Source organism: Arthrobacter sp. SRS-W-1-2016, from assembly GCF_002009585.1.
Taxonomy (GTDB): domain Bacteria; phylum Actinomycetota; class Actinomycetes; order Actinomycetales; family Micrococcaceae; genus Arthrobacter; species Arthrobacter bambusae_A.
Genome location: NZ_MTPV01000060.1, coordinates 75,887 through 90,299 on the forward strand (window position 1 = coordinate 75,887; position 14,413 = coordinate 90,299).

Sequence of the window (14,413 nt, forward strand, 5' to 3'; positions counted from 1 at the left end):
TCGCTATTTTTCCCCGGGCTGCCCGTTCGTGGCACCCACCGTGACCTTCCGGCGCCGTTTGAGGAACTCGACTCCCCACGGCAACACGGAGACCAAGACCATGATGACCGCAATGACGTCAACGTTCTTTGCCACGAACTCAAAGTGCCCCAACCATGAGCCCAAAAGGGTAACGGAAGATCCCCAGATGAGGGCACCGGCGATGTTCCACAGGGTGAAGGATTTATAGTCATACCGTGCAATGCCGGCACTCAGCGGTGCGAACGTCCGCACAACAGGAACGAAGCGGGCCAGGACAATGGCCGGTCCACCGCGGCGTTTGAAGAAATCCTCGGCCGCGTCCAAGCGGGCGGTCTTCAGGACTCGGGCGTCGTCCTTGAACCAGCGCCTTCCGAACCTGCGCCCCAGCATGTAACCGATCTGGTCTCCAGCGATAGCGGCAACCGTCACGACGGCGATCAGGACCGGCAGTCCTACTTGCAGTTGCTCGTGCAGCAAGCCAGCGGTGAAAAGCAAGGAATCCCCAGGCAGGAAGGGGAAAAGCAGGCCGGACTCAATGAAGACGATCAACGCCACCACACCCAGGGCTGCCGGGCCCAAGCCTTGAAGCAGGGTGGCGGGATCAAGAAATGCCGGCATGGCAGAAAGTACGTGCATGGTGTCCTCAGGATCCGTGGGCGTTGGATGCGGTTGCTTCTGAAGAGGTCTCTTCTGACCCGGCCCGGCCCGGGAACCGCTCGAGGACCCGCGGTGCGTACAGGTTCCAGAGCCCGGCCAAGACGATGACCGCGGCACTGGTGGCCAGGAAGGACGCCACCACATCGCTGGGGTAATGGACACCGATATAGACCCGGGACCACGCCACAACCACGGCCAGGCCGGCTCCCGCCCAAGCGGTGACGGCGGCCCATCGGCTGCCCCGGACCAGAAAGTACAGGGCAAAGACGAGCGCCACGGCGAAGCTCACATGACCGCTGGGAAAGCTATTGGAACCCGTTTCCGGGGAGAGTGGGTCGAAAAGAACCGCGGGGTCGGGCCGGTGGCGGTCCACGATGAGTTTGAACGCCGCGCTGGCAACCCACCCCGAACATGCGAAGAGCACAAACATGAACGCACGCACGAAAGTCCTGCGAACCAGGAAGAGGTACAAGCCGATCACCAGGACAATGCAGACTCCTGCCGCAGGGGCAAAGAGGAAATTCAGCGCCATGGCCAACGTCGTCAACGCGCCCACGTGATGGAGGCTGAGTTCCTGGTCAACGCCAAGTTCGCTGGTGGTCAGGCCCGCTACCAACTGGACACTGAAGCCAAGGGCAAGGACTGCCGCAGCGAGGGCAACCGCCCACAGCAGCCAGAACCTGGGCTGCGGAAGTAACGGCACACTTTGGCGTACGACAGCGGAAGTGCGGTCTTCCACGGAAACGCTCCTGTTGACGAATGATGGCATGCGACTCTCCGGTTCGGGGGGTGACGGCCATGAGCGGCCCGTTTCCACTCTCGCACGGCGTGTTTAAGAAGCTCTTAAGAACTCCCCCGGCCGGGATTCCCTCGCGACCTGCGCGGGGCCGAATAGAGATTGGGAACGAACCCCCGCCAAAATCGAAGGATCTGGGATGTCCGGATCTGCGATCTCGAAAGACTCACGCAGACGGCGGCCGAAGCCACCACCGTCATCGCCCTCAACGTGGTCCTGGTCAGCGCGCTGGCGGGTCTTGGTGCCGTTCTGTACAACATCAGCGCCACCATGGTCGGAGGCATCGGCATGACCTTCACCGACGCCGAACTCCCAAACTTGGCGGTCTCGGTAACGATCGTTCGTAAGACACCGCTTGAGATCCCTTACGGGCCCCCGGGTGTGACTGTTAACCGAGAATGGCGATTAATCGCAGCTTTGCTTGGCGGTTTTCGAACCCTTGGCTGTGACTGCTTGCCTTGTCGGGTGGTTATCGGCAGCTCGAAATGGCGGTTTGTGTGTTGGATTCAGGAACGCTCTGGTGGCTCCGGGTGTTCACGCGCCGTAGCGGCCCGTTCCGGGCCGGGCCGCTTGGAATAGGGTGCCGGTGATTCAGGCGGGCAATGCAATTCGTTTTTGCCGGGTTTCGCCGCGGCCGGGGAGTAGCATGCGCAGGCCGTTGAGGATGATCAGCGCGGCGCTGCCTTCATTCAGCAGCAGTCCTGTGGTGAGGGTCATCCAGCCGGCGAGGGCGGCGATGATCAGGATGGCCACGACGGCCAGGCTGAGGGCGATGTTGATCTTGATGTTGTTCCGGGCCCGTCGGGAGAGGCGGATGGCTGCGGGGAGCCGGTCCAGTTCGTCGGCCATGAGTGCGACGTCGGCGGTTTCGAGTGCGACGTCGGTTCCGGCGGCGCCCATGGCGATGGCCAGGTCCGCGTTGGCCAGTGCGGGGGCGTCGTTGACTCCGTCGCCGACCATGGCGATCACCCCGTACCGTTCGCGCAGTTCACGTACGGCGGCTGATTTGTCCTCGGGCAGCAGTTCGGCGCGGTAGTCGTCCAGACCCAGGGCATGGGCGGTGGTTTTAGCGACGGTGGCGTTGTCGCCGGTGAGCATCAGCACCCGTTTGATGCCTAGTCCGCGCAGTTCGGCGATAGTGCTGTGGGCGTCTGGGCGCAACTGGTCCGCGACCGCCAGAACGGCCAGTGGCCGGGTGTCCTCGCGCAGTACGACGGCGGTGCAGCCGGTTGCCTCGGCTCCGGCCACGGTTTCTCCCACGTGCGGGTCGGTGCGGTCGGCGTCCGAGGGCCGGCCGACGTGCAGGGCGCGGCCGTCGACGACGGCCTCCATGCCGGCCCCTGGGAGGGCGCGGGCGTCCCTGGCGGTGGGGATGTCGAGGCCGCGGTCCCGGGCTCCGGTGGTGATGGCGGCGGCGATGGGATGTTCGCTGCCGGCCTCGACGGCGGCGGCCAGGGCGAGGGCTTCCTGTTCGGTAGTGCCGTCGAATGTGGTGACCTGAACCAGGGCAGGACGGCCGCGGGTGAGCGTGCCGGTCTTGTCGAAGGCGACGGCCCTGATGTCGGCCAGGCGTTCGAGGTAGATGCCGCCCTTGATCAGGATCCCATCCCGCGCTCCGCGGGCGATGGCAGTGACGACGCTGACCGGCACGGAGATGACCAGCGCGCAGGAGCAGGAGACAACAAGGATGACAAGGGCCCGGTAGATGGCCTCACGCCATTCGAAGCCAAACAACGGCAGAACCAGAGCCACCAGGACCGAAAGGGCGAACATGGCGGGGGTGTAGACGGCGCTGAACCGGTCGGCGAAGCGCTCGGCGCCACTGCGGTTGGCCTGGGCCTCCTCGACCTGTTCGATCACCCGGGCGAGGACGGTGTCGTAGTACTCCTTGGTGACTCGGACGCGCAGCACGCCGTTGCCGTTCAGGCTTCCGCCGAAGACCCCGGTGCCGGCGGCAGCCTCCACGGGCACGGACTCGCCGGTGACCGGACTGGCATCGACCCACGAGGCACCCTCGGTGACTGTGCCGTCGGTGGGCAGCCGCTCACCGGGGCGGACAAGGACGACATCGCCGGGGTGCAACTCCTCCACGGCCACGGTTTCGGTTGAGCCGCCGGCCGTGAGCCGGTTTGCGCTCGGGGGTGCCAGTTCCATCAGCGCACTGATGGAGCCGCGTGCCCTGTCCGTGGCATAGGCTTCCATGGCCTCGCCCAGGCTGAAGATGACCACGAGCATCGCAGCTTCCTCGATCACACCCAGCGCGATGGCGCCGATGGCGGCCACGATCAGCAGCACGGTGATGGTCAGCCGCCTGTTGCGCACGGCGCGGATGGCGCTGCGCAGCGGGTAGGCGCCGCCGACGACGATCGAAGCCCAGAAGAGAGCCAGGGCCGCCGGCTCGGGGTGGATGGTCCGATCCACGGCCAGCCCCGCGGCCAGCAGCACCGCGGCGATCCCCAGGGCCACCATCTCGCTGTTCTGCCACCACCGGCGCCGGGACTGCGCCGCCGACTGCGCGGTGAGCTGCGTTGAGGTGCTTGCTCCGGTATTCATCCGGTGATCTCTTCTCTATGTGAAAGCTGAGGATATGGCTCGTGAGGGTCAGCCCTCACCAGGGGATCAGGCGCGGACGGGGCGCGCCGGACCGGCCGGCGCCAGGGACAGGCCGGCCCTCTGTGCCGCTTCAACGACCGCACTGTCTGCCACGGTGCCGTCGTGCGTGACCAGCACGACGCCGGACGCCAGGGCGTCGACCTTCTGCACGCCGGGCAGGGCCTCGACGGGGGCAAGGTCTCCGGAGCAGCTCACACAGCCGCCCCCGAGCGCGCGGTACTTGGAACGGACCAAATGGATAGGTGTACCCACAGGTGGCCTCCTTCACACTTAAGACTTCGAACGACTTCGAAGTCTTTTCCACGATACTCACACTTCGATAGTTGTCAAACTATCGAAGTGTGCAAGAATGGAGGCATGTCGATCCCAACTTCGGCCCCGGCTGCCCCAAATGCGCTGGGTTACTGCACGCCGTTGTCCCGTGAGCCAATGACGGCTGCCCAAGCTGGGGCCGTCTCCCGGATGCTCAAGGCCTTGGCGGATCCGGTGCGGCTGCGGCTGATGTCCCTGGTGCTCTCGCACGAGGGCGGGGAGGCATGCGCAATGTGTGACCTGACCGAGGGCTTCGATTTGGCAGTTTCGACACTCAGCCACCACCTGAAGATCCTGCACGACGCCGGGCTCGTTGACCGTGACAAGCGAGGGGTGTGGGTCTACTACAAGGCCCGCCCCGAGGCCATGGATGCTCTGCGCACCCTCTTCGGTTCGGACCTTTCCACGCCGGCAGAGGCTGGTTGAGCACGCAACCGCGCGGCACCGGGTATGGGCTTGCGATGCGCGAATCAGCTCTGAAGAAAGCCGTTTGCCGCATGCTCCTAAAACGATCGTTCGCAAGACACTCCAAAGGGTCTGTGCCGAGTGGCGGAACCACAGGGCTCATTCTGTAATGCTTCCCGTGTACGCGGCTGTGTAACGTCAAACCCTGTTGGTGATACGCTCCGGTGATGCGAATCGGATACGCCCGATATGCGGGCATGAGACACGTCCAGCCCGATGCGTGTCTCGCGGTATCTACACTGCCTTGGGCTCAGCGCGGGTTTGGCCGGTCGCCTGCATTGCCCGGTACAGCGTGGCTCGGCTCCATCCGACGAGTTCGGCGGCTTGCTGTGCTGTTTTGCCTTCGGTGCGGGCATTGGCTGCGATCTTCAGCTTTTCGGCCGTCACTAATGGATTGTTCGGCGGGCGGCCAAAAACAGCACCGGCGCCCCTGGCTGCGGCGATCCCGGCATTCACTCGCTCCACGATGAGCTCCCGCTCGTACTCGGCCAAGGTGGAGAGCATATTCAGCATCAGCCTGCCGCTGGTGGTGTCCGGGTCGATGCCGTCGGCGATCGAGCGGAGCATGATCCCTTTGTCCCGGAGCCCGTTCACGGTGGTCAGGACATCGAGCAGGGAACGGCCGAGCCGGTCGACGCGCCACACCACGATCGTGTCCCCGTTTTGGGCGTAGTCCATGAGTTTTTGCATCCCGGGCCGGCTTTTGGCTTCTTTGCTTCCGGAGGTCACATCGGAGTAGATGTCCCGGGCCTGGACCCCCGCGGCGGTGAGGGCGTCGCGTTGGAGCTGGTCGTCCTGCCCTGAGGTGCTGATCCGCGTATATCCGAGATGTGCCATAACGGAAGTCTGCCCCATAAACCCCTAAAAACGCGCCGGAGACACCCTCGTCTATGAGACGACTTACCGAGACACAGACACTTGGCGGATAACAGCGAATTTGCGGGGGAGTGGCCGCCCTGTTCCCCGGCCCCGTCCGGGTGTCTTGAAAATCAATAGTTTGTTGCGACACCCCGCCCACCACGTGAGACACGGTCAAAGCGTCCACATAACGCCCGCGTTTCGACCAACGAGCAGGATCTGACCGCGCAGCGGAACGGCCTCGCCGGCCTCGGCGTCCCCGAAGACCGCGTCTACGTCGACCACGGGTTGACGGGCCGGAACAGGGAACGGCCGGGACTGCGGGAGGCCCTGGCCGCCGTCCGAGCCGGCGACACCCTCGCCGTCACCAAACTCGACAGGCTCGCCCGGTCCCTGCCCGACGCGCGGGACATCATCGAAGACCTCACCAAAAGGGACATCAAGCTCAGCATCGGCGGATCCGTCCACGACCCGACCGACCCCGTCGGCCGGCTGCTTTTCAACGTCCTGGCCATGGTCGCCGAATTTGAATCGGACCTCGCCCGCGCCCGCACCCGCGAAGGCATGCAGGTCGCCAAGGCCAAAGGCCTGCTCTGCGGCAAACAGCCCAAACTCAGCAAGAGCCAGGAAGCTCACCTCGTCTCCCTATACAAGGGCGGACACCACACCACCACCGAAATCGCCGAACTGTTCAAGGTCGCCCGAAGTACCGCGTACAGGATCGTCAACCGGACTCCTTAGGAGTGCGCTTGACCCCCTGATCATTTCCGTCTCCGGATATGTGCGGATCCGGCCGACAGTGCGGCCAGATGCGCGCCGCCCCTGATCGTCGACGAGGGAGACAAGATAGCATGTCGGTTACGTCGCACGTAGCCGTATGAAATTGGGGGCCTTGCTAGATGCAATACGCACGGGGTACAGAGTGGCGCGTTTGGGATCTTCACGTCCACACGCCTGAATCCATCGAAAACGCTTACAAGTCTCCGGACAATGCCGATGTGTGGGACCGATACCTAAAAGAACTGGCAAACCTACCTAGCGACATAAAAGTTCTGGGCATTAACGACTACTGGTTCTTTGACGGATACCGTCGAGTTCGAGCGGCCTTCGATGCGGGCAAACTACCCAATCTGGAACAGATTTTTCCAGTACTGGAAGTACGCTGCGACACCTTCTCTGGCGCCGACGGGCACCTGTCGCGAATTAATCTCCACGTAATCGGAGACCCCGAGATACAAATCGATCATCTGAAGGCGCAGCTGGATCCGCTCCTGACGGCCACCTACCAGCTAACACCCGATGTCGAGCCCAAGACGTGGAGCCAGTTCGTGACCCGCGAATCCATGCAGCAGCTGGGTCAAGAGGTCATAGACGCGACGCCCGAGGACAAGCGACAGGGGCTCCGCCCCCTGCGTGTTGGCTTCAATAACCTGAATGTTTCATTTGAAAAACTTCGGGAGGGGATCCTCAGTAACTCCCTCCTGAGAGATCATGCTCTACTCGCTCTGGGGAAAATTGAATGGTCAAAAATCAAGTGGACGCAGGGAACTGCAGCCAACAAGAAACACCTTATTAACAGTGTCGACGCAGTCTTCACCGCTTCTCCGAGTAATGAATCCTTCGACAAATCGCGCCAGTCCCTGACGGTGGCGGGAGTGAACTCCAAACTTCTCGACTGTAGCGATGCGCACAGTTTCATGGATTCTGGTCTTGACAATAGACTCGGCCAATGCAGAACCTGGATTAACGCCGATCCAACGTTTAAAGGTCTCCGGCACGCTTTGCATGAGTACGACTCCAGGGTAACCACGGCCGTGCGACCTCCTGTGCAGACTCGCATGGTCACCGCACCAAAATCCATTCTCACGTCTATCAAGTTGAGCGCTAAGGACGGGGACACCTCCGATCCGCTGTTTGACACTAATCTCCCGATCAATAGCGGATTCTCGGTCATCATTGGGAATAAAGGGCAAGGAAAGTCTGCTCTGTTAGACACCATGGCGTCTGCCGCCAATAGCGACAGGGACAAGGATTTCTCTTTCCTAACCGACGCCAGATTCAGATCCGGTGGCGGGAAGCTGGCAGAACAATACGAAGCCGAGGCGGGTTGGTCGGATGGAACCCACACCACAGTTTCGTTGAATGATCGCTTTGATCCCAGCAAACCTTCGATGGTTGATTACCTTCCCCAGACTCTGATCGAAAAAGTCTGTTCCGCAGACCCAAATAGCGTCGAGAAGCAAGGTTTCGAACAGGAGATTGAAAGGGTTCTTTTCCGGCACATACCTTCTGAGGAACGCCGTGGCGCATCCTCTCTCAGGAGCTTCCTAGATGAGGCCGCCGAACAAGAGCAGACATCGTTGAAGCAAGCACGGCTCGAGATCCGCGAGGCAACTGAACACATCGAACGTTTGCGGTCACGAGGCAAAGAACTCGACGAACTGGGTCTCACGAGCCGAAATCAACTGGTTGTCGAAGAGATCAGCAAACTGGATCAGCGCATAGCCGACATCGACTCGATACTCAGCGGAGGAAGCCGTGTTGGTGAAGGAAAGCAGTCCGTTCCCGCTGACCCACTTACCGCCGCAACTGCGGCGCTGCAAGCCTCTGACAGAGCCGTCGAAGACGCTGAGCCCAAATACGGAGGCGTCACAAAACGGAAGTTGCAAGGCCAAAGAAAGAACCAAATCCTTCAGAACCAGATCGAACAACTCACCACCAGTGCGGAGGAACTCCGTCAGGAGCTGGGCCTTCAAGACGGTCTATTGACGGTTGTCTATCGCCCAGAAGTATTCCAGGCGTGGCTCACGAGCATCACCGAAGACGAGAAGAAGGCCGAGGCAGAACTAGCTGAGTTGCGGCTTAAGAGCCAGGCCAATGAGAAAAACGTCGCCGACATTCGTGCATTTCTAAAGGCTGAAAGCGAAGAAAACCAAGTACTGATTGAAGAGCAGAGTGACCTCGGAAACCGGCGTGCAAAGCTCATTGGTGATCCTTCTAATATCCAGTCTCTTGAAGGCATCAAAGTTCTTGTCGAAGAGGAACTGGACATTCCGAAACAACTGTCTGCCGCGCAGGCTTCTTTGGAATCTGCTTTCAAGGCTGTCCATTCAGCGCTCTTGGCCATCATGAGCGCTCAGGAAGCAGCCTACCGGCCAGCGGCAGATTTTGTGGCAGAGAAAGATCTGGCAAATGACATTGATCTTGAGTTCGCCGTAGAGCTACGTGTCAGAGGCTTTGTCGATAAATGGGTGGGACAGGTCAACCGTCAGAAGTTAGGAGACTTCCACGATCTCGATAGTCGAAAGCGCGATACAAATATCCTCGGGGACATCACCCTAGAAGATGAGGTAGGTCTGTTTACGGCTTTGAAGGTCTTGGAAGATCGCCTATGTACAGTCCGAGGTGCCGCCAGCGGTGACAAGCGCTCCTTGCAGTCGATCATGCGCGCGGGCCAAAAATCTGCGGACCTTCTCTCCTGGATCTATGGCTTGGAGTGGTTGCAGAGCCAGTATGTCATCAGATCAGAAGGGCGCGAGCTCTCAGAGCTTTCTCCCGGCCAACGAGGCCTAGTGCTTCTGCTTTTTTACTTACTTGTTGATCTAGCTGACCGCCCGTTGCTACTCGACCAGCCGGAGGAGAATCTCGACAACCAAACAGTGAAACGGATCTTGGTGCCCGCACTTAAGGATGCGTCCTTGCGCCGTCAGGTTGTTGCCGTAACTCATAATCCAAACTTCGCCGTGGTCGGCGACGCCGATCAGATCATCGTGGCGGAAAAGGTTGGCAACCAATTTGTCTATGTTTCCGGTTCACTTGCGTCGTTGGGCATCGGTTCATCGACTATCGACGTTTTGGAAGGCACACGAGAGGCATTCAAGAACCGGAACGTCAAGTATGACCGTGTCGTAGGGAGGTCCTGACGCACTTCGTTCATCGGCAGGAAGTCACCTTCAGGGCGACTTCGGTCGGCTGGGCAGACCGTGGGCCTATATAGGCAAGAGCCACTCGATTGAGCTATCTGTCTGGCGACTCGACGAAAGACATTGGCCTCCACGCATCAATGCACAGGAAGCCGACACGGCTGAACCCGTCTTGTTTCTTAGCCAGCGTCGATCCCGAACGCAGATAACAGCGCATACGTTCTTCCCGGCGTGACATCTGTGGTCTGCGCCTGGCCCCTCGCGGGCCCCCGGAGGATGACTTTCTGACCGACCGGCGTCCACGTTTGAGGCTGACCTCAGTGCGCGTGTTCATTTTTTTTGAATATTCAATTAGAGTGAATGTTCAACCTAAGTGAACAGAGGAGGGGCGATGCTGGAAAGCCGTATCAACATCATTGTTCAACATCTGACCCAGTACGGCATCGATGTACGCGTGGAAGACTCTGATTGGACCCGCCCCGCGTTCGAGCACCCGCTTCTCACACTGCAGCGGGAGGCCGAGCACCAGAAGTTTGTGATCCTGGATGATGCTCTGACGCAAGTCATTCCCTCGGGGGATCAGGCGAAGCCCCTCATTGCCCAGGGCTATATCGATGAAAAGCAGGCCAGAGGATACCGGGCACAGAATCTGAATTTCGTAGATGAGGCCGGCAATGCCTTCATTACCTTCGGGAACGTCTATATCGACGTACGAGGCCGCCGCGTGAGCCACCGAACTCCCGAGAGGAAGGATGCGGCGGCCGGCGTTTCCGCCTCGGGAGTGAATCTGTTCAGCGCACGCAGGTCGCGTCTGCTGTTCGTTCTGCTGACCTGGCCATACGTCCCGCGCCTGACGATCAGGGAGATCAGCACGCTGTCCGGGGTTTCAGTCGGTCTTGCCCAGGAGACTCTAAAACTCTTACAACGAGAGGAATATCTCTCAGTCGGGCCTGGCCCGCAGCTCTTGAGGCAACGCGAGCTCTTCGAGCAATGGGTCATGACCTATCCTCATCAATTGGCCCCGCGGCTGTCACTGGAGGCCTTCAGATCATCTGAACCGGGTCTTCATGTGCCATTGGCACCAGAGATGGAAGTCAGCGGAGAAAGCGCCCTTCCCGAACTGCTGAATCCTTCAACGCTGACCGTCTATGTCGAAGAGTTCACACCCCGCATGGCCGTCGTCAATAAGTGGCGCAGGGATGAGCATCCGAATGTCTTCGTCAGACACAAGTTCTGGACGGATCCGAGCAGTCTGGACATCGAAGCCCCGACATTGGCCGGGAACCTCCCAACCGTTCCCAGCACTCTCGTATACGCCGACCTGCTCGCCAGCGGGGAACCCCGACAGCGCGAGGCCGCCTTAATACTGAAGGAGCACGATGAGCGACTTGTCCGCATATTCCGCTCATGAGTTCGGTCCCTTGTGCACTGTCCTGCGGAGCGTTATGGACATCACCGCCAGACCGGGAGAGCAGATCATGCTTGTCGGCGCTTCGGCACGCGACCTTATCCACCGGGGTTTGGGATTTGACTCGGAACTGGCCAGCACCACCGACATAGACATTGCCATCGCCGTCCCGGACCGTTTCGCCTACCAATCGGTCATAACGAACCTTGAACCTGAGGGAGACACCCGGATCCGCTTTCGCATCGACAAGTGGTCCGTGGACCTCATACCCTTCGGAGGGATCGAGAACCCGTCGGGAACAGCCGTTCCCCACCCTGACGGACACACCGTGGATGTCTTCGCATTTCAGGAAGTCTTTGACGGAGCCGAACTGTACCGGTTACCTGAGGGCATTGAAGTTCGGGTGCCGACGGCCGCCGGCTATGCTGCCTTGAAAATCAAGGCCTGGGTAGACAAGGGAGCCTTGGGATGGACCAAGCATGCCCGCGACCTCAGCTACGTATGTATGTGGTACCAGAACAGCCCTGGCCTCAACGACTCCCTCTACGACTACGAAAAGGACGCAGACCTTTTCGAGCTGGCCAACTTTGACCAGGATCTGGCCTCTACCTACCTGTTGGGCAGGCACATCCGCGCCACCATCGGGGGCGCCCTTGCCGACCAACTGGGGACCCTCTGGAACCCCGCCAGCCGCAAACTCATGGCATCATCTGAACGAAACGACCGGTTCCTCGCCTCTGCTAAGGCCCGGGACTATGACACCAGACTTCAGTATTTCAACGCGATCCACGCTGCACTCTCAGCTGTCCAAAGCCAGGCAAACAACGATTGACCTGAAAGTTTGGATTCCTTGATCTGCTCAGGTTCAGCCCCTGTAGCCATCACCCATGAAAGTGCAGAATGACTTCATCAGAACTTCCTCTTCCGTCTGGAATCGACCTGGCTGTCCAGGGCATTCAGGGTGCCGTTTGGGATCTCCGCGGCCTGCGCAGCCCACCAGTCCATCCGCATGTGCGTGTAGGGCAGGCACTTTTCTGGATCTGCAGCTTCGATGAACAGCACAGGGAGATTGACGGGTACAAGGAACATCGTGACTCCACTGCCCATGGGCAAGTCATAGAGGGACTGCGTTTTGCGCGAAACGCAGTAACCCACGGCGTTGTTCCTCTAGCCAAAGTCGTCGGTGAGGATTTCAAGCTTCCTGGCGCCAGGCTAACGGTCGGCCAATGGACGTGGCGGACGCGGGAAGAAATCGTCGCTGACTGGACAGAAATGAAACCCAAGCTGAACAACGAGGCGATGCTCTCTTCCTACGATCAATGGACAGCCGGAAAGCGCATCGAAGCCCCGATATTGACGGCTTATGAATGGGTCAAGCAATGGACGAAATCACACTACGGAGTGGAACTGGCGTAAAGCCAATAAGGGGCGTGAGGACCAATGCTCGGGAAAGTCACGCTTACGGGTTGATGAGCAAAACCCGGACCACCAAACAGACGCCCTAACCCGGGCCGGCGTCGACCCGGCAAACATCTACGTCGATCACGCCAGCGGCGCCATGATGATTCCCGTCGACAAGATCTCCTACATCACGCCCGAATCGGACGGCAAGACGCTGGTGGTCGGGCTTGTCGGGGGAGTGAGCAAGCGTGCCGTCCTTCCGGATCTGGGCGGGGCGCCGGCTCCTTGGCAGCAGGATAGCCGCGAGGAAATTGTGAAGCGGCTGCCCGAGGCGATCATGCGTGCCGGCGCCGCCCATAGCGCCGTGGCGGTCATCTCCCTCAATGCTTTCGAACTCACAACCGGCAACCCCAACACACGAATCTTTACGTGGGAAGTGGAGATCGGCGAACCGTACCCGACTAGGGTCTACTGACCGGCAGGGAAGGCAACGCCGGCGGTTGGTGCGCTGGTAGCGTTGATTCCGAAAAGGCCTCCATGTCCCCCCAGCGTGGAGGCCTTTTCGTCTGCCTGGATTCGGTCGGTGCCGACTCATCCGGTTCGCGTTCGAGCCGGTTTACATGGGTGAGCGTATGTCACACACCGTTCGGGATCCCCGGAGCGAATAGTGCGGTAGCGGGCACCAAACAGGTTGGTACCCACCGACTGAGGGAGCGCCTGACATGGCTGGACGTCCAAGGCTCGATAAGCACACAGCAACGGGGAACCTCGTCGATGATCCGGTAACACGCGAGGTAAACGGATCGAAGCTCGTCACTTTCCGTCTGGCGGACACACCCCGGGTCTTTGACCGTGAGGCCAACGAATGGAAGGACGGCGAAGCGGTCTTCTACGACGTCGCCGTGAAGAGCGTCCGGTTGGGGGAGAACGTCGTGGGCTCCCTCGCGAAAGGTAACCGGGCAACGGTCACGGGCAACTATGAGGCCGTCCCGTATGTGAACAAGGAAGGCAGCCCTGGCCTGAACCACAGGGTCTGGGCTGATGAAGTGTCTGCTTCGCTGGAGTTCGCCACGGTGGAGATCGCCCAGAACCCGAAACCGGGTCTCTGGGCCAAGGCGATGGACGCCCAAGTCGCTCCGGTCGATGTTGAACAGGCCACGGTTGACCGCGAATGGGGCCTCGTCTAAGTCCGCATACCTCGTTATTTCCCGGCCCGTCATGGCGTTCGCGTTGTGACGGGCTTGCGGCCGTTCTGAGCGGTCCCCGTTTTCCCTGGACTTGACATCCCGTTGGGAATGCCCACGTTATGTAAACCTGAAAGGCCGTGCACATGGCGCGACGAAGTTTTGATCCGAACCAGATGAGTCTGTTTGACCTTCTGGGAGACATTGAGGAACCGGAGGTCAGCGATGGAGGACATGGTGGGCAGGCAGATGTTGCGCGAGGTGATGTCGGAAGCGCCGTCGGACGAGTGGGAGGACCAGGCAACGACGGACTGGGAGAACGATCCGGAGGCTTGGAAGGATCCGCACTACGCAGCGCCCAGGATGGTGCCGCTGGTGGAGCAGTTCAGAGATCTGTACGTGGACCGGAGCCTGCTGGAGGGGCTGAAGGGGGAGATCGGGCAGGGGAGCCCGGAGTTCGTCGACCTCGTGAAAGCGCGGTGGGCTCAGCTGGTGAGGGATGGCGATCCTTCTCGACCGTTGACGGCGGATTCCCGCGAGCTGCGCGCTCTGCCGGAGAAGGACGTGGCGGTGACCCTGGATCGGATGAACGAGATCATGGGGACCGTGTTCGACTGGATGATCTCCCAGGGCAAGGAGCCGATTCCGGGCTGGACCCAGTGGCTCGTCCCGCCGGTACCGCAGTCGATGATGGGCCTGCTGGAGGACTAAGCGGTGTCCCGGTCGATTTCCGGCCAGGCACAGCTGTCCGGCCGCCGGCGGGCGCGAAGGCCCG

At 60.5% G+C, this 14,413-nt stretch carries 15 protein-coding genes; 10 read left to right on the forward strand and 5 right to left on the reverse strand.

The genetic code is table 11. The annotated features are described in order from the left end of the window. Window positions 1-3 precede the first annotated feature (3 nt). Both BMF89_RS15060 and BMF89_RS15065 read right to left on the reverse strand, forming a co-directional pair. A complete protein-coding gene (locus BMF89_RS15060) occupies window positions 4-657 on the reverse strand; it encodes a VTT domain-containing protein (RefSeq protein WP_078107920.1) in 654 nt (217 codons plus the stop codon). Window positions 658-664: 7 nt separating this feature from the next. Continuing rightward, entirely contained in the window at window positions 665-1,447 is a 783-nt protein-coding gene (locus BMF89_RS15065) for a phosphatase PAP2 family protein (protein ID WP_078107921.1), read from the reverse strand. A 129-nt stretch (window positions 1,448-1,576) separates the two neighbouring features. Between BMF89_RS15065 and BMF89_RS15070 the strand changes: the two genes are divergently transcribed. Further along, window positions 1,577-2,053 carry a DUF3566 domain-containing protein gene (locus tag BMF89_RS15070; protein ID WP_078107922.1) on the forward strand — a complete coding sequence of 159 codons (477 nt, stop codon included), beginning with the start codon at window positions 1,577-1,579 and terminating at the stop codon, window positions 2,051-2,053. Window positions 2,054-2,065: 12 nt separating this feature from the next. Here BMF89_RS15070 and BMF89_RS15075 read toward each other — a convergent pair whose 3' ends face one another. Together BMF89_RS15075 and BMF89_RS15080 are read right to left on the reverse strand one after the other, a co-directional pair. Further along, complete coding sequence (locus tag BMF89_RS15075; protein WP_078107923.1) at window positions 2,066-4,027, reverse strand: cation-translocating P-type ATPase; 1,962 nt, start codon at window positions 4,025-4,027, stop codon at window positions 2,066-2,068. 66 nt (window positions 4,028-4,093) lie between these two features. Beyond that, window positions 4,094-4,339 (reverse strand): heavy-metal-associated domain-containing protein, encoded by a 246-nt coding sequence (locus tag BMF89_RS15080; protein ID WP_139359693.1) that lies wholly within the window; start codon window positions 4,337-4,339, stop codon window positions 4,094-4,096. A gap of 105 nt (window positions 4,340-4,444) precedes the next feature. On the opposite strand from BMF89_RS15080, the gene BMF89_RS15085 reads away from it, so the two are divergent. Beyond that, a complete protein-coding gene (locus tag BMF89_RS15085; RefSeq protein ID WP_078107925.1) occupies window positions 4,445-4,825 on the forward strand; it encodes a metalloregulator ArsR/SmtB family transcription factor in 381 nt (126 codons plus the stop codon). A 273-nt stretch (window positions 4,826-5,098) separates the two neighbouring features. On the opposite strand, the gene BMF89_RS15090 is transcribed toward BMF89_RS15085, so the two are convergent. Continuing rightward, window positions 5,099-5,701 (reverse strand): recombinase family protein, encoded by a 603-nt coding sequence (locus tag BMF89_RS15090; RefSeq protein ID WP_078107926.1) that lies wholly within the window; start codon window positions 5,699-5,701, stop codon window positions 5,099-5,101. Between the two features lie 240 nt (window positions 5,702-5,941). Here BMF89_RS15090 and BMF89_RS15095 point away from each other — a divergent pair, with 240 nt between their 5' ends. The 8 genes from BMF89_RS15095 (at window position 5,942) to BMF89_RS21700 (ending at window position 14,349) form a co-directional block, all read left to right on the forward strand. Further along, entirely contained in the window at window positions 5,942-6,463 is a 522-nt protein-coding gene (locus BMF89_RS15095; protein WP_078107927.1) for a recombinase family protein, read from the forward strand. Window positions 6,464-6,621: 158 nt separating this feature from the next. After that, window positions 6,622-9,645, forward strand: a complete 3,024-nt coding sequence (locus BMF89_RS15100; protein ID WP_078107928.1) for a TrlF family AAA-like ATPase — start codon at window positions 6,622-6,624, stop codon at window positions 9,643-9,645. A 391-nt stretch (window positions 9,646-10,036) separates the two neighbouring features. Continuing rightward, a complete protein-coding gene (locus BMF89_RS15105) occupies window positions 10,037-11,056 on the forward strand; it encodes a type IV toxin-antitoxin system AbiEi family antitoxin (RefSeq protein ID WP_078107929.1) in 1,020 nt (339 codons plus the stop codon). Beyond that, window positions 11,025-11,885: a hypothetical protein gene (locus BMF89_RS15110; RefSeq protein ID WP_139359694.1), complete on the forward strand. Its 861-nt coding sequence runs from the start codon at window positions 11,025-11,027 to the stop codon at window positions 11,883-11,885. Before BMF89_RS15105 ends, BMF89_RS15110 begins: the two co-directional genes overlap by 32 nt. Before the next feature lie 68 nt (window positions 11,886-11,953). After that, a complete protein-coding gene (locus BMF89_RS21695; RefSeq protein ID WP_139359695.1) occupies window positions 11,954-12,469 on the forward strand; it encodes a hypothetical protein in 516 nt (171 codons plus the stop codon). A gap of 142 nt (window positions 12,470-12,611) precedes the next feature. Then, complete coding sequence (locus BMF89_RS15120; RefSeq protein WP_078107932.1) at window positions 12,612-12,929, forward strand: hypothetical protein; 318 nt, start codon at window positions 12,612-12,614, stop codon at window positions 12,927-12,929. A gap of 247 nt (window positions 12,930-13,176) precedes the next feature. Then, entirely contained in the window at window positions 13,177-13,641 is a 465-nt protein-coding gene (locus BMF89_RS15125; protein WP_069953159.1) for a single-stranded DNA-binding protein, read from the forward strand. Window positions 13,642-13,863: 222 nt separating this feature from the next. Continuing rightward, a complete protein-coding gene (locus BMF89_RS21700; protein WP_139359696.1) occupies window positions 13,864-14,349 on the forward strand; it encodes a hypothetical protein in 486 nt (161 codons plus the stop codon). Window positions 14,350-14,413: the final 64 nt, after the last annotated feature.